This window comes from Bifidobacterium parmae, from assembly GCF_002860365.1.
GTDB classification, from domain to species: Bacteria; Actinomycetota; Actinomycetes; order Actinomycetales; family Bifidobacteriaceae; genus Bifidobacterium; species Bifidobacterium parmae.
Genome location: NZ_NMWT01000009.1, coordinates 65644 through 82502 on the forward strand (window position 1 = coordinate 65644; position 16859 = coordinate 82502).

Here is a 16859-nt window from a genome sequence, read left to right on the forward strand (position 1 = left end):
ATGGCAAAAACCGCTCTTAAGAACAAGGCGGCCGGCAAGCCGAAGTTCAAGGTGCGCGCCTACACGCGTTGCCAGGTCTGCGGTCGTCCCCATTCCGTGTACCGCAAGTTCGGCCTGTGCCGCATCTGCCTTCGCGAGAAGGCCCACCGCGGCGAGCTGCCCGGCGTTACGAAGTCCAGTTGGTAAACATCGACGCTGAAGGTCCGCGGCCGTAGCTCTCCTGGAGCCCCAGGGGAGCCGGCGGCGGAAACCACGGCGAGAAAGGGCATAAGCCCACATGACAATGACAGATCCGATCGCAGACATGCTCACGCGTCTGCGTAACGCGAGCGCGGCGAAGCACGAGACCGTGGATATGCCGTACTCCAAGTTCAAGAAGAACATCGCGGAGATCCTGAAGCGCGAAGGCTTCATCAAGGACTACACCGCCAAGGAAGCCAAGGTCGGTCAGACCCTTGAGGTCACCCTCAAGTACGGTCCGAACGGCGAGCGTTCCATCCAGGGCATCAAGCGCATCTCCAAGCCGGGCCTGCGTCGCTACGCGAAGTCCGACTCCCTGCCGATGCCGCTCGGTGGCCTCGGCATCGCGATCATCTCGACTTCGTCGGGACTGCTGACCCAGAAGGAATGCCTCGATCGAGGCATCGGTGGCGAGATCGTCGCCTACGTGTGGTGAGAAAGGAGAGCTGACACATGGCATCGCATATTGGTAAGCTCCCCATCGCCATCCCCGCTGGCGTTGAGGTCAAGATCGACGGTCAGAACTTCGAAGCCAAGGGCGCGAAGGGCACCGACTCCTACGTCCTGCCGGAAGGCATCACCGCGGCCGTCGAGGGCAACGAGATCATCGTCACCCCGGCCGACGACCTGCGTCCGACCCGTGCCAAGCACGGTCTGGCCCGCTCCATCATGGCCGGCATGGTCAAGGGCGTGCACGACGGCTACTCCAAGACCCTGGAGATCGTCGGCACCGGTTACCGCGCCGTCGCCAAGGGCAAGGGCATCGAGTTCTTCCTCGGCTACTCCCACACGATCACCGTCAACCCGCCGGAAGGCATCACGCTCAAGGTGACCGACGCGACGCACGTCGTCGTCGAGGGCACCGACAAGCAGATGGTCGGTCAGGTGGCCGCCAACATCCGCAAGCTGCGCGCTCCGGAACCCTACAAGGGCAAGGGCATCAAGTATGCCGGCGAGCATATTCTGCGCAAGGCTGGAAAGGCTGGTAAGTGATATGAGCGTCACTATTTTCGGCAAGGGCAAGAAGGCCGCTCTCAAGCGTCGTCACGCCCGCATCCGCAAGCGTATCTCCGGCACCGCCGAGCGTCCGCGCCTGGTGGTCACCCGTTCCAACCGCCACATGGTCGCTCAGGTCGTGGACGACACCAAGGGCATCACCCTGGTCTCCGCCTCCACCCTGACCGCTGACTTCGCCGGCTTCGAAGGCACCAAGGTCGAGGCCGCCAAGAAGGTCGGCGAGCTCATCGCCGAGAAGGCCAAGGCCGCCGGCATCGAGTCCGTCGTCTTCGACCGTGGTGGTCACAAGTACACCGGCCGTGTCGCCGCCGTCGCCGATGGCGCCCGTGAGGGAGGTCTGGCACTGTGAGCGAAGAAATGAAGGAAACCCAAGTGGCTGAAGAAACTCAGAACACTCAGGCTGCCCCGGCTGACGAGAACAACGCCAACGCCAACGACGAGCGTCGTGGCGGCCGCCGTGGCGGTCGTCGCGGCGAGGGCCGCCGCGGTGAGCGTCGCAACCGTCGCGAAGAGAACAAGGGCGATGAGCTCCTCGATCGCGTCGTGACCATCAACCGCGTGTCCAAGACCCACAAGGGTGGTCGTACGTTCAGCTTCGCCGCCCTCGTGGTGGTCGGCGACGGCAACGGCACCGTGGGCGTCGGCTACGGCAAGTCCCGTGAGGTCCCGGCGGCCATCGCCAAGGGCCAGCTGGACGCCAAGAAGCACATGTTCACCGTGCCGCGCGTCCGCGGCACCGTCACCCACCCGGTGATCGGTCACGACGCCGCGGGCACCGTCCTGCTGCGTCCGGCCGCCCCCGGTACCGGCGTTATCGCCGGTGGCCCGGTGCGCGCCGTCATGGAGTGCGCCGGCATCACCGACGTGCTGACCAAGTCCATGGGCTCCCCGACCGCGATCAACATGGTCCGCGCGACCGTCGCCGCCCTCAAGCAGCTTGAGGAGCCGGAGGAGATCGCCGCCCGTCGTGGTCTCGCCCTGAACGAGGTCGCCCCCGATGCCCTGCTGCGCGCCCGCGCCGCCGGCATCGCCGAGGCCCGCAAGGCCCGTGAAGAGGCTCAGGCCGCCAAGGCCGCCGAAGCGAAGGATGGTGAGTGATAGATGGCTAACCTGAAGATCACGCTCCACCACGGTCTCGTGAACCGCACGCCCAAGCAGCGCGCCGCCGCGAAGACCCTGGGTCTGAACAAGATCGGCAAGACCGTTGTCCGTCCGGACATCCCGGCCAACCGCGGTCTGGTGAACGTCGTTCGCCACCTGGTCACCGTCGAGGAGGTCGACTGATTATGGCAGACAACGAAATCCTGCAGATGCATGACCTGAAGCCGGCTCCGGGCGCCAACAAGGCGAAGACCCGCGTCGGCCGCGGTGAGGGCTCCAAGGGCAAGACCGCGGGCCGTGGCGCCAAGGGCCAGACCAAGCGCACCAACGTGCGTCCTGGCTTCGAAGGCGGCCAGCTCCCGCTGTACATGCGCCTGCCGAAGCTCCGTGGCTTCAAGAACCCGTTCAAGGTCGAGTACCAGGTCGTCAACATCGCGCGTCTCGTCGAGCTCTTCCCGGAGGGCGGCGAGGTGTCCGCCGAGAACCTGGTCGCCAAGGGCGCCGTTCGCGGCAACGCTCCGGTGAAGGTCCTGGGCGACGGTGACGTCACCGTCGCGTTCACGCTCAAGGGCGTGAAGGCCTCCGCCTCCGCCAAGGCCAAGATCGAGGCCGCCGGCGGCAGCGTCGAAGCCTGATTCGCCTCAGGGCGCATCACCGCTTCGGTGAGATAATTTCACGATCATGACCCCCTCGCCCCCTAGTGAGCGAGGGGGTCATGTCGTATGACCACGAATTTTCGACGTTCTGTTAGCGCTAAGTAGGCACGATACGATATGCTCGTGCGTTAGCGTTCAAATTACGAACACATGAGCATCGCTGTAGCGCCTTGGGGCGCATGGGAGGATTCCAGGTGAGGACGTTAATCCAGGCCCTGAAGACGAAGGAACTGAGGAAGAAGATTCTCTTCGTCCTCTTCATCATCATCATCTATCGCATCGGCTCGTTCATCCCGACCCCGGGCGTGGACTACACCGTCGTGCAGAAGTGCGTGGCGACCCCGCAGGGCAGCCAGGAGAACTTCATCGGACTCGTGAACCTGTTCTCCGGCGGTGCCATGCTGCAGCTGTCGATCTTCGCGCTCGGCGTCATGCCGTACATCACCGCGTCCATCGTCGTGCAGCTGCTGCGCGTCGTCATCCCGCGCTTCGAGGCCCTGCACAAGGAGGGCCAGTCCGGCGAGGCGAAGCTGACGCAGTACACCCGATACCTCACCATCGGTCTTGCCGTGCTGCAGTCCACCACGATCCTCGTCACCGCCCGCTCCGGCGCGCTGTTCAACTACGCCTGCTCCCAGGTCATCCCGGACGGCTCCGTGTGGAACCTCATCGTCATGGTCCTCATCATGACCGGCGGCACCGGCCTCATCATGTGGATGGCCGAGCTCATCACCGACAAGGGCATCGGCCAGGGCATGTCCGTGCTCATCTTCATGTCCATCTGCTCCGGCTTCCTGCCGCAGCTATGGGAGATCGGCTGGGGCACCAACGGCACCAACGGCGACTGGACCAAGTTCGCCATCGTCGTGAGCGTCCTCGTCGTCATCCTCATCTTCGTCGACTTCGTCGAACTGTGCCAGCGCCGCATCCCGGTGCAGTACACGCGCCGCATGATCGGCCGCAAGATGTACGGCGGCTCCTCCACCTACCTGCCGCTCAAGATCAACATGTCCGGCGTCATCCCGCCGATCTTCGCCTCCTCGATCCTCGCCATCCCGACGCTCATCGCGCAGTTCGGCAAGACCGACCAGAGCTGGGTCAAGTGGATCAACGCCAACCTGGCGAACACCACCAGCGTGTGGTACATCGCGCTGTACGCGCTGATGATCGTGTTCTTCTGCTTCTTCTACACCGAGATCACGTTCAACCCGGACGAGACCGCCGACAACATGAAGCAGTACGGCGGCTTCATCCCCGGCATCCGCGCCGGCAACGCGACCAGCCGCTACCTGAGCTACGTGATGAACCGACTCAACACGGTGGGCGCCGTCTACCTGCTGTTCGTCGCGCTCATCCCGACCGTCCTCATCATGGCCCTCGGCCTCAACACGCAGCTGCCGTTCGGCGGCACGACGATCCTGATCATCGCGGGCGTCGGCCTCGACACCCTGCGTCAGGCCAAGGCCCAGACCGAGCAGTTCCAGTACGCCGGATTCCTGCTCGAAGACATCGACCACAAGGAAAACTGAGCCAACAAGACAAGGAGCAACGACAATGCGTCTTCTCATCATGGGCCCGCAGGGCGTCGGCAAGGGCACCCAGGCCGCGCTGCTCGCCGAGCACTACGGCATCCCCGCCATCTCCACCGGCGACATCTTCCGCGCCAACATCAAGGGCAGGACCGAGCTGGGCCTCAAGGTCATCGAGTACACCGACAAGGGCGAACTCGTGCCGGACGAGCTGACCAACTCCATCGTCAAGGACCGTCTCGCCCAGGACGACGCCAAGAACGGCTGGATCCTCGACGGCTACCCGCGCAACGCCTCCCAGGTCGAGGCGCTCGACGCCATCCTCGCCGAGCTCGGCACCCCGCTCGACGCGGTCGTCGCGCTCGACGCCGACCACGACGTGCTGATGCAGCGCATCGCCAAGCGCGCCGAGGAGCAGGGCCGCACCGACGACAACCCGGAGGCCATCGCCAAGCGTCTCGCCACCTACGCGAAGGAGACCGCGCCGCTGCTGGACACCTACAAGTCCCGTGGCCAGCTGGTCGCCATCGACGGCGTCGGCGAGATTGACGAGATTCAGAAGAACATCGTCGCCGCCCTCGACGCCCGCTGAGCGTAGCGGCATACGCGCGGCGGCGGCACGCGGATGCGGCGCCGTTCGCGCGCATATACCACACGACCGAAGAGCCGGACGAAATGACACGCCGAGTGTCGATTTCGTCCGGCTCTTCGCTATCCTAGTAGATTGGTGTGTCTTCGGATACGTCAATGTAATGCAACCAACGAAACGGAAGCCGGGAGCTCATGGCAAAAGACGGTGTGATTGAAGTCGAAGGTCGGGTGGTCGAAGCGCTGCCCAACGCGATGTTCCGCGTTGAACTTGAGAACAAGCACATCGTGCTGGCCACCATTTCCGGCAAGATGCGGAAGAACTACATCCGCATCCTCCCGCAGGACCGCGTCGTGCTCGAGATGAGCCCGTACGATCTCAACCGCGGTCGCATTACGTACCGTTACAAGTAAGGTACAAGCAAAGGATAACCATGAAGGTCAGCCCTAGTGTGAAGAGGATCTGCGAGAACTGCCGCGTGATCCGTCGTCACGGCCGCGTCATGGTGATCTGCACCAACCCGCGCCACAAGCAGCGTCAGGGCTGAGAGCAGATTCTCCAGCGGCACAATTGAAAATCAGGCGCTCACTCACAGTGCTTCCCGCAAGGGAACGACACTGAACCACGGGTACGTAGGCCCGTGCCGGACAGCCGGACGAGTGGGTGCAAGACCTACGTCAACCAGAAGGAATCGCAATGGCACGTCTTGCCGGAGTCGACATCCCCAATGAGAAGCGCATCGAGATCGCCCTCACCTACATCTTCGGTGTGGGCCGCACTCGTGCGAAGGAAACGCTTGCCGCGACCGGTATCAACCCGGACATCCGCGTCAAGGATCTGACCGACGAGCAGCTGATCACGCTGCGTGACTACCTCGAGGCCAACTACAAGATCGAGGGCGATCTGCGTCGTGAGATCGACGCGGACATCCGTCGCAAGATTCAGATCAACTGCTACCAGGGCCAGCGTCACCGCAGGGGACTTCCTGTGCGCGGCCAGCGCACCAAGACCAACGCCCGCACCCGCAAGGGCCCGAAGCGCACGGTCGCCGGAAAGAAGAAGGCCACCAAGTAGTAGGTGGCATTGGCACGGGCCACGGGGTAACATCCATCGCCCGCGCCGCAACCCCAAGCAAACAAGTTCGTTACTAGGAAACGAGGGTCAATGGCAGCGCCTAAGCAAGCCGCTCGTAAGCCCGCTCGTCGCCGCGATCGCAAGTCGATCCCGGTGGGCCAGGCTCACATCAAGTCCACTTTCAACAACACGATTATCTCGATCACCGATCCGTCCGGCGCGGTTGTGTCCTGGGCGTCCGGTGGCGACGTCGGCTTCAAGGGCTCCCGCAAGTCCACGCCGTACGCTGCCGGCATGGCCGCCGAGTCCGCCGCCCGCAAGGCGATGGAACACGGCGTCAAGAAGGTCGATGTGTTCGTGAAGGGCCCGGGTTCCGGTCGTGAGACCGCCATCCGTTCCCTGCAGTCCGCTGGTCTCGAGGTCGGTTCCATCACCGACGTCACCCCGCAAGCGCACAACGGCGTTCGTCCTCCGAAGCGTCGTCGCGTCTGAGCACTACTAGACAATATTCATCCAACCCGCTGTTGGCCCGGTGAGTGCACCACCGGCCAAAAGCTGAAAGGATACCACAGTGCTTATTGCACAGCGTCCGACTCTTACCGAGGAATCGCTGAACCCCCAGCGCTCCCGCTTCACCATCGAGCCGCTCGAACCGGGCTTCGGCTACACGCTTGGCAACTCGCTGCGCCGCACCCTGCTGAGCTCGATTCCGGGAGCCGCTGTGACTTCGGTGCGTATCTCCGGTGCCCTGCACGAGTTCACCACGCTGCCGGGCGTCCAGGAGGACGTGACTGAGATCCTGCTCAACATCAAGGGCATCGTGCTCACCAGCGAGTACGACGAGCCCGTCGTGATGTACCTGCGCAAGAGCGGCAAGGGCGAGGTCACCGCCGGTGACATCACCCCGCCGGCGGGCGTGACCATCGCGAACCCGGACATGCACATCGCCACCCTCGCCGAGGACGGCGAACTCGAGATCGAGTTCACCGTCGAGCGTGGTCGTGGCTACGTCCCGGCCGCGATGAACAAGCAGGACAATGACGAAATCGGTCGTATCCCGGTCGATTCCATCTACTCCCCGGTGCTCAAGGTGAGCTACAAGGTCGAGGCGACCCGTGTGGAACAGCGCACGGACTTCGATAAGCTCATCCTGGACGTGGAGACCAAGCCGGCCATCTCTCCGCGCGACGCGGTGGCTTCCGCCGGTTCCACCCTGGTGGAGCTGTTCGGCCTGTGCCGTGAGCTCAACACCCAGGCCGAAGGCGTCGAGGTCGGCCCCGCCCCGGTGGCGGAGGAGTCCAACCCCGAACTCGCCGTGCCGATCGAGGATCTCAACCTCACCCAGCGCAGCTACAACTGCCTGAAGCGCGAGGGCATCCACACCATCGGCGAGCTGGTCTCCCACACTGAGCAGGATCTGCTCGATATCCGCAATTTCGGCATGAAGTCCATCGACGAGGTCAAGGAGAAGCTCCAGTCTCTGGGCATGTCCCTGAAGGCCTCCCCGCTGGGTGGCTTCGATGCCAACAATCTCGAAGGCGGCACCTTCTTCTCGCCTGAAGACGAGTGAGAACCCGTTAGCCGCATTCGACCAACCGTCCGACCGGTTCGGATGTTCGGGCCACTGCCCACCTGAACCGGCCTGACATAAGGAGTTACTATGCCCACACCCAAGAAGGGCCCGCGTCTGGCCTCCAGCCCGGCGCACGAGCGCCTGATGCTCGCGAACATGGCCACCAGCCTGTTCCAGAACGGCCGCATCGTTACCACGCTGCCGAAGGCCAAGCGCCTTCGTCCGCTGGCCGAGCGCCTGATCACCTTCGCCAAGCGCGGTGATCTGCACTCCCGCCGTCGCGTGATGCGCGTCATCCGCAACAAGTCCGTCGTGCACGTGCTGTTCACCCAGATCGCCGAGCAGATGGAGCAGCGTGAGGGTGGCTACACCCGCATCGTGAAGATCGCCCCGCGCAAGGGCGACAACGCGCCCGCCGCCATCATCGAGCTCGTCACCGAGCCGGTGAGCAAGAAGCAGGCCGTCGTGAAGGAAGCCGAAGCCGCCGCCAAGTCCGCCGAGACCGAGGCGCCGGCCGCCGAGGCTCCGGTTGAGGCTCCGGCCGAGACCGCCGCCGAGGCCACCGAGGCTCCGGCCGAGCAGGCCGAGTGAGCCGTTAGCGTCAGCTGACTCGCAGCAAGGGGGTCGGGAATCCACGAGGATTCCCGACCCCCTTTCGCATACCCGCATACCCGCCAATCCCTCCTCAATTCCACCCACCCCACTCATCACCCACCCCACTCATCCCATGGTGCGGTAAAACTCCCATGGTGCGGTAGACGAAAACGGCGGAATTCCAACGTTATGGAGAAAGTGTGTTGCCGCACCATGGGGGAAGTGGGCGCTATGGGGAGGGGATATGAGAGGTGGGATATGGGAAGTGGGAGGTATGGATATGGGAAGTGGGAGGCGGGGCGGGAGTGTGCTGCGGGGCTACGGCAACGTGCGGACGGCGCGGATCGCTTCGGCGCGGGAGGCGAGCTCATCGTCCGGCGGGTAGGCGACGTGCTCCAACGTGAGGCCCTGCGGCGCGATCGGACCGGTGGAACCCTCGCGCTTCGGCACGGCCATCTTGCCGGCGAACCAGTCCAGATCGCGCTTGCCGATGCCCACCGCGACGCACGCGTTGACGAGCGAACGCACCATGTTGCGCGCGAACGCGTCCGCGACGATCGTGAAGCACACCAATCCCGACTCCAGCGTCGGCGTCACGTACCCGCCCGTCGCGTCGCCGCAAACCCGAGCCGCGTCGCGCGCGTCGCCGGTACCGTGCGTCGCGACGTCGTCGCGCGCCGGTACCAGCGGGCGCGACGGGACGCGCGTCCACGCGGCGCGTTTCACCTCGCGGATCGTCGTGCCGCCCGGATTCGGCGTCGCGAACGAACCGAAATCATGCAGTCCCAGCGTCATCGCCGCCGCCCGGTTCATCGCGTCGAGGTCGAGCGTGTCGTCGATGTGCAGCACGCAGCCGCGCAATCGCGGGTCGACTTCGCTCGCGCGGTCGGCGATCCGGTACACGTACGTGCGTTCCAGCGCCGAGAACCGCGCGTCGAAGCCGTCCGGCGCGACGGACACGCGATGGATCGCGATGTCCGTCGGCAGGAGACGCTGCAGACGATGCTCCAGCGCGGTGACCGCCGGCACCTTCATGTGCCCGACGGCGCGTGCGAGCGTCGATTCGTCGATGTCGAGATGACAGACCTGATGGCTCGCGTGGACGCCCGTGTCGGTGCGTCCGGCGACGACGAGACGCAGCGGCTCGTCCGGGTCGTGGTCGGGCACGCGCAGCAGCTTGTGCAGCGCCGCCTCGATGGTGCCCTGCACGGTGCGGATGTGGGGTTGCGTGGCCCATCCGTAGAAGCCGCCGCCGTCGTATGCCAGGTCGATGCGCAGTCGTGTCATAGCCAACGAGTATACGGTCCAGCGCCGATGCGGCGGAATGATGCGGTGCGATGATGTGATGCGATGACGCGACGCGATGACGCCGCGGTGACGTGTTCGTAACATTGGCGCGCGTTTGCCGAAACCGTGGTTCCCTACGGTGAATCGGGTACGAAAAACAAGAACCTTCACAAGGAAAGTGGCACGATGATTGAATCGGCGGCGAGCAGGCTTGCGGCGGAACTGGTGGCGCGACGTGAGGAGATCAACCGCGAACTGAGCCGCAACGGCGTGCGGTTCGGCGTGTACAAGGACGGCGTGTACAAGGACCGTCTCTTCCCCTACGATCCGATCCCGCGCGTCATCGAATCCGACGAGTTCGACGAGCTGGAGGCGGGCCTGAAGCAGCGCGTCAACGCGTTGAACGCCTACCTCAAGGACATCTATTCGGAGAAGCGAATCATCCACGACGGCGTCGTCCCCGAGGAGTTCGTGTACACGTCCGCCGGCTACTACCCGCAGGTGAACGGCGTGACGCCTCCCGGCGGCGTGTTCGCGCACATCGCCGGCGAGGATCTCGTGCAGGGCGAGGACGGCCGCTGGTGGGTGCTCGAGGACAATCTGCGCATCCCGTCCGGCGCCAGCTACCCGCTGTTCGCCCGCGACATCGAACGCCGCACGAATCCGCGCCTGTTCCGCGAGGTGCACGTGCGCGACAACCGCGACTACCCGCGTCTGCTGCGCAAGTCGATGGACTTCGTCTCCACCGAGGGCATCGCCGTGGTGCTTACGCCGGGACGCTACAACTCCGCGTTCTTCGAGCACGCGTATCTGGCGGAGAAGACCGGCGCGACGCTCGCCTTCCCCGAGGACCTCGAAGTCGTCGAGAACAAGCTGTTCTTCCTCGACTACGCGGGCAACCGGCACCGCGTCGGCGTCGTCTACCGTCGACTCGCCGACGACTTCCTCGACCCGTTCGCGTTCAACCCGGATTCGGTGATCGGCGTGCCGGGGCTGCTCTCCGCCTACCGCGCCGGCAACGTGGCGATCGTCAACGCGCCCGGCAACGGCGCCGCCGACGACAAGGCCATCTACTACTTCGTACCGCGCATGATCAAGTACTACCTCAACGAGGAGCCGATCCTGCACAACGCGCCCACCTACATGCCGATGTTCGAGAAGGACCGCAAGGAGGTCCTCGACCGCATGGGCGAGCTCGTCATCAAGGACGTGGCCGAGGCGGGCGGCTACGGCGTGGTCTTCGGCCGCGACCTCGACAAGGCGAAGCGTGAGGAGCTGGCCGAGAAGATCAAGACCGACCCGCGCCGGTTCATCGCGCAGGAGATCATCCAGTTCCGCGACATCGACGTGGTCGACCCGTCGACGGGGGAGCGGAGCCCGCGCAAGTGCGACCTGCGCGCGTTCGTCGTGACCGGCCAGAACACGCACGTGTGGTATTCCGGCCTGACCCGCTACTCGTCCGTGCCCGGCCAGATGATCGTCAACTCCTCGCAGGGCGGCGGCTTCAAGGACACGTGGGTGCTCGCCCCGAAGGACGGCAGCAAGGACTTCGCACGCGGCGCCGAGATCGAATCGGTGAGCCTCATGCCGCACGCGCGCAAGCACGCGCTCCAGCTCGTCACCGCGTCCAAGGCGGACAACCTGTACTGGCTGGGCCGCTACACCGAACGCGCGTTCACCACGCTCGTCCAGTTCTTCCCGTTCTACGACCGCGTGATGGACGAGAACCCGGACGCGTTCCGTCCGTTCGCCCGCGCGCTCGACCTGCCGGAGGACTTCGAGGACTTCGACACGTTCATCCACTCGTTCCTCTACGACGGCACGAACCCGGATTCGGTGCGCTCCGCGATCGTCGCCGCGTTCAACAACGCGGTCATCCTGCGCCCGGAACTCAGCTCGCGTCTGCTGCAGTACGTGGAGCTGGCCGTCACGAACATCACCGACGCGGCCGAACGCTCCGCCAGCGCGGAGGACATCTACACGCAGCGCGACATCGCCGACGACATGCTCGCCTTCTGGGGCGGCATCGAGAACTCGGCGGCCGACATGACGCTCAAGGCGTTCATCTTCATCGGCAAGTACATCGAACGCATCGACCTGTACACGCGCTTCGGCATGCCGATGGCGGAGATGGAGGCGCCGCTGCGCAAGCTGGAGACCTACGCGCATGCGCTCGACGGCATGCCGCTGCCGCAGTGCTTCGCCGATGGCGTGAGCTGGCTGCTCGGCCAGCTGCCGCAGCGCGGCTATCCGGAGCTCAACGGCCGTCTGCAGGAGTTCCTCAGCGACTTCGGCCGGCGTTCCATCCACGGCGACATCAAGGACGGCAGCTCGCTGAACTCGATGAACATGGACGCGCGCAGGCCGTGACGTGGGTCACACTGGTAAAGTTGGAAGACAGTATGTCTGTCGTTTGTCGTTGCCGTCCACTTTCCCGGAGCCTGAAGCATGAAGAAACTGGTGTTTGATTATGAGATGAAGCTCAGCTTCAGCTCGCCCGTCACCGACCACCGGTTCCAGTTGCGATGCATCCCCGCCACCGGCCCGCGCCAGCAGGTCGTGGACGTGGAGATCGACATCGAACCGGACGTGGAGTTGGAGACCACCATCGACTCGTTCGATTCGGTCGTGAAGACCGGGTACATCCCCGAGCCGCATGACGTGTTCAACTACAAGGTGACCGGCATCGCGTTCGTCGACAACGAGCACATCAAGCCGGAGATCTACAAGCCGCTCTACCGGTTCGACTCCGCGCTGACGATCCCCGGCCCCGCGGTCGAGGCGCTGACGGCGGTCTGCCGCGGCCGCCTCGCCGCCCTGCCGGACAGCGCCTCGCCGATCGACAAGGCGCGCGAGATCATGGACGAGGTGTTCCGCGCGTTCGTCTACACGCCCGGCTCCACGACGATCCGCACGACCGCCGAGCAGGCGTTGGAACAGCGCAAGGGCGTGTGCCAGGACTATGCTCACGTGATGCTGTCCGTGGCACGCCACTGCGGTCTGATCGCCCGCTACATCGCGGGCCTGCTGGGCGGGGAGGGCGCGACGCACGCGTGGGTGGAGATCTACCACAACGGCCGGTGGATCGGCCTCGACCCGACCCACAACCGCATGGTCGACGACAACTACATCACAATCGCCCACGGACGCGACTACCGCGACTGCATGCTCGACATCGGCATCTTCTCCGGGTACAACGTCCAGCAGAGCCAGTGGGTCAACGCCTCCGTCCACGAGCAGGAGCTGTAGCGGCGGGGCGGGTGTGTGCGGGGCGTGACGATTACGCGCACGCGACGCGCGGTGATTTGCGTATCGGACGAACAGGCTTATAATGAACAGGTTGCGTTTTACGTGACGATTGGATAAGTGTCCGAGCGGTCTAAGGAGCACGCCTCGAAAGCGTGTGAGGGCGAACCCCTCCGCGAGTTCGAATCTCGCCTTATCCGCGATATCAAGGGCTTCGGGATTCCCGAAGCCCTTTTTCGTATGGTCGGGTGTCCCCGCCCCTCATCCCGCGGGTTAAGTAAAGCAACGTGGGTCTTCCCGCCGGCAGGAGCGAGAAGTCTTTCTCTCCTAACAGGGGTACATCCGAGCCCTTCCGGACATCCATCTGCGTTACAAGGGGTACCCAATCAAGGCATATCCGGGGCACAGGCGCCGCAATGACCGCAATATTCCTTGATGAGATGTCGGCAGGTACCCCTCATAAGCCAATTGTCTTCGAACGACAATGGGGAAGTACCCCTCTCAGCCCGGAAACAGCGAATCCCCTGTTGGGTGGTGCAGACTTCGGCTTCTAGCCGGTTTGGGCTTGGGTCCTGTTGGGTCCTGTTGGAGCTGTTGGTGTGCTTGAGCCTTATCGGAATGGCCGCTATACCGCATGGCGCGGTTGCTTCGATGGCGTTGTCGATGGCTTGGTCTTCCACTCAACCCGTATCGCCCTAGTTTTCACGTTGAGTGCGAGAATCAGACTTCCCCTCAACTGGAGTTCGCCCGCTTTTCAGGTTGAGTGCGAGGTCGATTCGCCACTCAACTCCGTAGGAGGCCGGATTGCGGTTGAGTGGCGAAACCTCCCAAACCCACAATCCTTGGAAAATAGCGGTTTTGCGCGAACGCGGCCCACACGGGCCATGCCCCGGCCCGGAACCAAGCTCTCCCTCAACCCGCAAACCCGCCTCCACAAGGTTGAGGGAGAGCCGGATTCTCGCACTCAACCGGAACGCAGGCCTCTACCGGGTTATGTGGCGAATCCGGACGAGACCATGACGGATTGATGACACGAACCGAGTGCGGGGGGGGGCGCAGGCGGACGAATCAGCGGAAGAGGACGGAGTCGGCGGAGGGGTAGCCGAGTTCCATCGCGCGCCAGGCGCGGGCGGCGGCCATGCGGGCCAGCCAGTCGAGCGTCTTGCGCGACGGGGACGCAGTCGTACCGGATGCGCCGGAATCCGATGCGCCCGCATCGGAAGCCTCGGACGAGCTGCCGGATGCCCCCGAGGAACCGGATGTCCCCGAGGAACCGGCAGCCTCCGAGGAACCGGCTGCCCCCGAGCCGGCCGCGGAATCCCCCGTGGCGCCATCATCGGCGCCGCCCATCGCGTCGAGGTAGGCGCGGGCGCAGTCCATCTCGATGACGGCCACCGTCGGCGCGGTCACGCCGGGCGCCGCTGCATCCTCGATCGTGTCGGGATGCGCGATGAGCTGATCGACGGCGTACACCTTCCGTCGCGGGTCCTTGCTCGCGCCGGACAGCGAGAACAGGCGCTGCGCGGCGGTCTTGTGGTTGTCGGAGGCGGCGAGCGTGGCGTTGTCGACGCCGCGCGCCGCCAGCACTTCGAGCGCGAATCCGGCGCGGTCCTCCGCCAGCGACATCGCCGACAGCGCGTCGGCGCCCGCGTCGAGCCGCACGACCTCGCCGTAGTCGACGGTCGGCGGCGTGGGCGAGGCGACGCCGAGCGCCGCGCCGAGCGTCTCGGCGGCGTACGAGACCTGCGCCGAGCGCATCGCGCCTTCGGCGAAGCGCGACGTGCAGGCGGAGGCGACGGTGATCCACGCCTCGCCCGCGGCGCGCGTGACGAGATAGCGCATCATCGCCGGCATCGCCGCGTAGCCGTCGGACAGGGCGGGCGTGCCGGTCTGCGCGGCGAGATACGCGCTTTCGCAGGTGCCGAGCTTCGACGCGTCGGCGTTGCGCGATTCGAGATGCGGCGCCGCGCATCCCGCCAGCGGCGCGACGAGCGCGCACGCGGTGGCGATCGCGGCGAGACGCGACATGCGGCGTGTGCGACGTGATGTGCGACGTGACTCGTGATGCGGCAGGAGGCGGGCGACGGCGGCGGCGAGGTCACCGGCCCGCACGCCCACGGCTGAATCACGAAGTGTCTGCATAAAACAGTAGAGTAAACATCGACTATGACCAAATGGGCCAAGAGCCGATATAACTGAACTCAAGGGAGGTCTTGCGAGATGGAACTGGACCTGCAAGGCATGCACAAGCTCGCATTGGAGCAAGGAATCGACCCGGAGGCGCTTGATGCGGCCCTCGCCGAGGCGCTGCGCCTCGCGTACATGAAGACCTCGCACCCGGCCAAGCACGCGCGCGTCGAACTTGACGAGCGTGCCGGCACGTTCACCGTGTGGGCCGCCGACGAGATTCCGGGCACCCCCACCGAGGAGGACCCGCATCCGGCGCCGACGCTCGGCGAGGAGTACGACGACACCCCGCGCGACTTCGGCCGTCTCGCTGCCGCCACCGCGCGCCAGGTTATCACCCAGCTGTTCCGCCGTGCCGAGGACGAGCGCGTGTTCGGCGCGTTCTCCGGTCAGAAGGGCAAGCTCATCACCGGCATCGTCCAGCAGGACGTGAAGGACCCGTCCAACGTGCACATCGCCGTCGGCGACGTCGAGGCGATCCTGCCCCGCCGCGAGCAGGTGCCGGGCGAGCGCTACCGTCACGGCCAGCGTCTGCGCGTGTACGTGGTGAACGTGGGCCGCGGCGTGAAGGGCCCGGAGATCATCGTCTCCCGCTCGCACCCTGAGCTCGTGCGCAAGCTGTTTGAGCGCGAGGTCCCGGAGCTCGTCTCCGGCGCCGTGTCGATCATGGCGATCGCGCGCGAGGCGGGCGCCCGCACGAAGATCGCCGTCAAGGCGAACACGGACGGCGTGAACCCGAAGGGCGCGCTGATCGGCCCCGGCGGCGCCCGCGTGCGCGCCGTCATGGAGAACCTCGGACCGGAGAAGATCGACATCGTCGACTACTCCGACGATCCGGCGAAGTTCGTGGCCTCCGCGCTGAGCCCGGCCGTCGCGACCGGCGTGCAGGTGATCAGCGAGAAGAACAAGACCGCAATCGCGTTCATCCACGACGACCAGCTGTCGCTCGCCATCGGCAAGGAGGGTCAGAACGCGCGTCTGGCCGCCAAGCTCACCGGTTGGAAGATCGGCATCGAGTCGGCCGAGGCCCACGCGAAGAAGGTCGCCGCCGAGAAGGCCGCCGAAGCCGCCGAGGCCGATGGTGCCGCGTCCGGCGACGCCGCCTCCGCCCCGGAGCCGACCCCGGAAGCGAAGTAGCCGGAAGGCTTGCGCCCGGCGTGCCCACATCCAGCGTGTTGAGTATGCTTGATGCGGTATGCCGGGCGTAAGCATGCCCGGCCAAAGAACGAGGATTACACGATCATGGTCGCACGATGAACAGGCTCGTCGTCTTCAAGTTTTGACCGCGCAGGCGCGTGGTCACGGATAGGAGAACAAGTAGTGGCGAAACCACGCGTTTATGAAATTGCCAAGGAACTCGGCATCGACAGCAAGACCGCGCTGGAGAAGCTGAAGGATATGGGGGAGTTCGTCAAGTCCGCCTCCTCCACGGTCGAGCCCCCGGTGGCTCGCAAGCTCAGGTCCGCCTTCGCGAAGCAGGGCGGCAACGGTGGCCAGGGCGGCAACCGTCAGAATGGCGCCGGCTCGCACGGCGCGCCCAAGGGTGCGCGTCCCGGCCAGCACCATCCGTCTCCGGCCCCGACTCCGGGCCCGGCGGCGTCCCACACCTCCCGCACTTCCTCCGCCGCGCCGACCCCGGGTCCGCGTCCGGCGGCTCCGGCCGCGGGCGCGTCCGCTTCGGCCGCCGGCGAGCACGAGCAGCATCCGGTTCCGGGCGCCCGTCCCGCCGCGCCGCGTCCCGGCCAGCATCGTCCGGGCCAGTCCGG

The 16859-nt window shown here is 65.2% G+C and carries 21 protein-coding genes and 1 tRNA gene; 20 read left to right on the top strand and 2 right to left on the bottom strand.

Going from position 1 to position 16859, the window contains the following annotated elements; genetic code table 11:
• The 15 genes from Uis4E_RS04280 to rplQ all read left to right on the top strand — a co-directional run bounded on the left by Uis4E_RS04280 (position 1) and on the right by rplQ (position 8370).
• Positions 1–186: a type Z 30S ribosomal protein S14 gene (locus Uis4E_RS04280; RefSeq protein WP_003814530.1), complete on the top strand. Its 186-nt coding sequence runs from the start codon at positions 1–3 to the stop codon at positions 184–186.
• A gap of 91 nt (positions 187–277) precedes the next feature.
• Positions 278–676 carry a 30S ribosomal protein S8 gene (gene rpsH, locus Uis4E_RS04285; RefSeq protein ID WP_034527281.1) on the top strand — a complete coding sequence of 133 codons (399 nt, stop codon included), beginning with the start codon at positions 278–280 and terminating at the stop codon, positions 674–676.
• A gap of 17 nt (positions 677–693) precedes the next feature.
• On the top strand, positions 694–1233 hold the full coding sequence (gene rplF, locus Uis4E_RS04290; RefSeq protein ID WP_034527278.1) for a 50S ribosomal protein L6: 540 nt from the start codon (positions 694–696) through the stop codon (positions 1231–1233).
• Position 1234: 1 nt separating this feature from the next.
• Positions 1235–1606 (top strand): 50S ribosomal protein L18, encoded by a 372-nt coding sequence (gene rplR / locus Uis4E_RS04295; protein WP_034527275.1) that lies wholly within the window; start codon positions 1235–1237, stop codon positions 1604–1606.
• A complete protein-coding gene (gene rpsE, locus Uis4E_RS04300; RefSeq protein ID WP_084686093.1) occupies positions 1603–2355 on the top strand; it encodes a 30S ribosomal protein S5 in 753 nt (250 codons plus the stop codon). The genes rplR and rpsE overlap by 4 nt, the downstream gene beginning before the upstream one ends.
• A 3-nt stretch (positions 2356–2358) precedes the next feature.
• Positions 2359–2541 carry a 50S ribosomal protein L30 gene (gene rpmD / locus Uis4E_RS04305; protein WP_034527270.1) on the top strand — a complete coding sequence of 61 codons (183 nt, stop codon included), beginning with the start codon at positions 2359–2361 and terminating at the stop codon, positions 2539–2541.
• A 2-nt stretch (positions 2542–2543) separates the two neighbouring features.
• Positions 2544–2993, top strand: a complete 450-nt coding sequence (rplO, locus tag Uis4E_RS04310) for a 50S ribosomal protein L15 (protein ID WP_101622005.1) — start codon at positions 2544–2546, stop codon at positions 2991–2993.
• A 215-nt stretch (positions 2994–3208) separates the two neighbouring features.
• On the top strand, positions 3209–4543 hold the full coding sequence (secY, locus tag Uis4E_RS04315) for a preprotein translocase subunit SecY (RefSeq protein WP_101622021.1): 1335 nt from the start codon (positions 3209–3211) through the stop codon (positions 4541–4543).
• A gap of 25 nt (positions 4544–4568) precedes the next feature.
• Entirely contained in the window at positions 4569–5135 is a 567-nt protein-coding gene (locus tag Uis4E_RS04320) for an adenylate kinase (protein ID WP_101622006.1), read from the top strand.
• Between the two features lie 191 nt (positions 5136–5326).
• Positions 5327–5545, top strand: coding sequence for a translation initiation factor IF-1 (gene infA / locus Uis4E_RS04325; RefSeq protein ID WP_004268611.1), 219 nt, complete (start codon positions 5327–5329; stop codon positions 5543–5545).
• A 20-nt stretch (positions 5546–5565) separates the two neighbouring features.
• On the top strand, positions 5566–5679 hold the full coding sequence (rpmJ, locus tag Uis4E_RS04330) for a 50S ribosomal protein L36 (RefSeq protein WP_003814578.1): 114 nt from the start codon (positions 5566–5568) through the stop codon (positions 5677–5679).
• 149 nt (positions 5680–5828) lie between these two features.
• Positions 5829–6206 carry a 30S ribosomal protein S13 gene (gene rpsM / locus Uis4E_RS04335; protein WP_034527264.1) on the top strand — a complete coding sequence of 126 codons (378 nt, stop codon included), beginning with the start codon at positions 5829–5831 and terminating at the stop codon, positions 6204–6206.
• A gap of 90 nt (positions 6207–6296) precedes the next feature.
• Positions 6297–6698: a 30S ribosomal protein S11 gene (gene rpsK / locus Uis4E_RS04340; protein ID WP_034527262.1), complete on the top strand. Its 402-nt coding sequence runs from the start codon at positions 6297–6299 to the stop codon at positions 6696–6698.
• Between the two features lie 79 nt (positions 6699–6777).
• A complete protein-coding gene (locus tag Uis4E_RS04345) occupies positions 6778–7776 on the top strand; it encodes a DNA-directed RNA polymerase subunit alpha (RefSeq protein ID WP_101622007.1) in 999 nt (332 codons plus the stop codon).
• A gap of 90 nt (positions 7777–7866) precedes the next feature.
• Complete coding sequence (gene rplQ, locus Uis4E_RS04350) at positions 7867–8370, top strand: 50S ribosomal protein L17 (protein ID WP_101622008.1); 504 nt, start codon at positions 7867–7869, stop codon at positions 8368–8370.
• A gap of 321 nt (positions 8371–8691) precedes the next feature.
• Here the strand turns inward: rplQ and Uis4E_RS04355 are convergent, their stop codons facing one another.
• The gene (locus Uis4E_RS04355) at positions 8692–9660 is read right to left on the bottom strand and encodes a tRNA pseudouridine synthase A (protein ID WP_101622009.1); all 969 of its coding nucleotides are present in this window, start codon (positions 9658–9660) and stop codon (positions 8692–8694) included.
• A 186-nt stretch (positions 9661–9846) separates the two neighbouring features.
• Here Uis4E_RS04355 and Uis4E_RS04360 point away from each other — a divergent pair, with 186 nt between their 5' ends.
• The 3 genes from Uis4E_RS04360 (at position 9847) to Uis4E_RS04370 (ending at position 13106) form a co-directional block, all read left to right on the top strand.
• Positions 9847–12030, top strand: a complete 2184-nt coding sequence (locus tag Uis4E_RS04360) for a circularly permuted type 2 ATP-grasp protein (RefSeq protein ID WP_101622010.1) — start codon at positions 9847–9849, stop codon at positions 12028–12030.
• 78 nt (positions 12031–12108) lie between these two features.
• Positions 12109–12909: a transglutaminase family protein gene (locus Uis4E_RS04365; RefSeq protein WP_101622011.1), complete on the top strand. Its 801-nt coding sequence runs from the start codon at positions 12109–12111 to the stop codon at positions 12907–12909.
• A 111-nt stretch (positions 12910–13020) separates the two neighbouring features.
• Positions 13021–13106, top strand: a tRNA-Ser gene (locus tag Uis4E_RS04370).
• A gap of 868 nt (positions 13107–13974) precedes the next feature.
• Here the strand turns inward: Uis4E_RS04370 and Uis4E_RS04375 are convergent.
• On the bottom strand, positions 13975–15048 hold the full coding sequence (locus tag Uis4E_RS04375) for a hypothetical protein (protein WP_133125393.1): 1074 nt from the start codon (positions 15046–15048) through the stop codon (positions 13975–13977).
• A 78-nt stretch (positions 15049–15126) separates the two neighbouring features.
• Here Uis4E_RS04375 and nusA point away from each other — a divergent pair, with 78 nt between their 5' ends.
• A complete protein-coding gene (gene nusA / locus Uis4E_RS04380) occupies positions 15127–16230 on the top strand; it encodes a transcription termination factor NusA (protein WP_101622013.1) in 1104 nt (367 codons plus the stop codon).
• Positions 16231–16413: 183 nt separating this feature from the next.
• The coding region (locus tag Uis4E_RS04385) for a translation initiation factor IF-2 N-terminal domain-containing protein (RefSeq protein ID WP_207764546.1) at positions 16414–16859 on the top strand (446 nt) is incomplete at its 3' end.

Bases quoted from the DNA above. Each gene is read 5' to 3' on its own strand.
- Uis4E_RS04355 (WP_101622009.1), bottom strand. From the start codon at position 9,660: ATGACACGACTGCGCATCGACCTGGCATACGACGGCGGCGGCTTCTAC.
- rplR (WP_034527275.1), top strand. From the start codon at position 1,235: ATGAGCGTCACTATTTTCGGCAAGGGCAAGAAGGCCGCTCTCAAGCGT.
- infA (WP_004268611.1), top strand. From the start codon at position 5,327: ATGGCAAAAGACGGTGTGATTGAAGTCGAAGGTCGGGTGGTCGAAGCG.
- rpsK (WP_034527262.1), top strand. From the start codon at position 6,297: ATGGCAGCGCCTAAGCAAGCCGCTCGTAAGCCCGCTCGTCGCCGCGAT.
- rpmD (WP_034527270.1), top strand. From the start codon at position 2,359: ATGGCTAACCTGAAGATCACGCTCCACCACGGTCTCGTGAACCGCACG.
- rplO (WP_101622005.1), top strand. From the start codon at position 2,544: ATGGCAGACAACGAAATCCTGCAGATGCATGACCTGAAGCCGGCTCCG.
- rpmJ (WP_003814578.1), top strand. From the start codon at position 5,566: ATGAAGGTCAGCCCTAGTGTGAAGAGGATCTGCGAGAACTGCCGCGTG.
- rplQ (WP_101622008.1), top strand. From the start codon at position 7,867: ATGCCCACACCCAAGAAGGGCCCGCGTCTGGCCTCCAGCCCGGCGCAC.
- rplF (WP_034527278.1), top strand. From the start codon at position 694: ATGGCATCGCATATTGGTAAGCTCCCCATCGCCATCCCCGCTGGCGTT.
- Uis4E_RS04320 (WP_101622006.1), top strand. From the start codon at position 4,569: ATGCGTCTTCTCATCATGGGCCCGCAGGGCGTCGGCAAGGGCACCCAG.
- Uis4E_RS04375 (WP_133125393.1), bottom strand. From the start codon at position 15,048: ATGCAGACACTTCGTGATTCAGCCGTGGGCGTGCGGGCCGGTGACCTC.
- rpsH (WP_034527281.1), top strand. From the start codon at position 278: ATGACAATGACAGATCCGATCGCAGACATGCTCACGCGTCTGCGTAAC.
- Uis4E_RS04365 (WP_101622011.1), top strand. From the start codon at position 12,109: ATGAAGAAACTGGTGTTTGATTATGAGATGAAGCTCAGCTTCAGCTCG.
- nusA (WP_101622013.1), top strand. From the start codon at position 15,127: ATGGAACTGGACCTGCAAGGCATGCACAAGCTCGCATTGGAGCAAGGA.
- Uis4E_RS04360 (WP_101622010.1), top strand. From the start codon at position 9,847: ATGATTGAATCGGCGGCGAGCAGGCTTGCGGCGGAACTGGTGGCGCGA.
- rpsM (WP_034527264.1), top strand. From the start codon at position 5,829: ATGGCACGTCTTGCCGGAGTCGACATCCCCAATGAGAAGCGCATCGAG.
- Uis4E_RS04280 (WP_003814530.1), top strand. From the start codon at position 1: ATGGCAAAAACCGCTCTTAAGAACAAGGCGGCCGGCAAGCCGAAGTTC.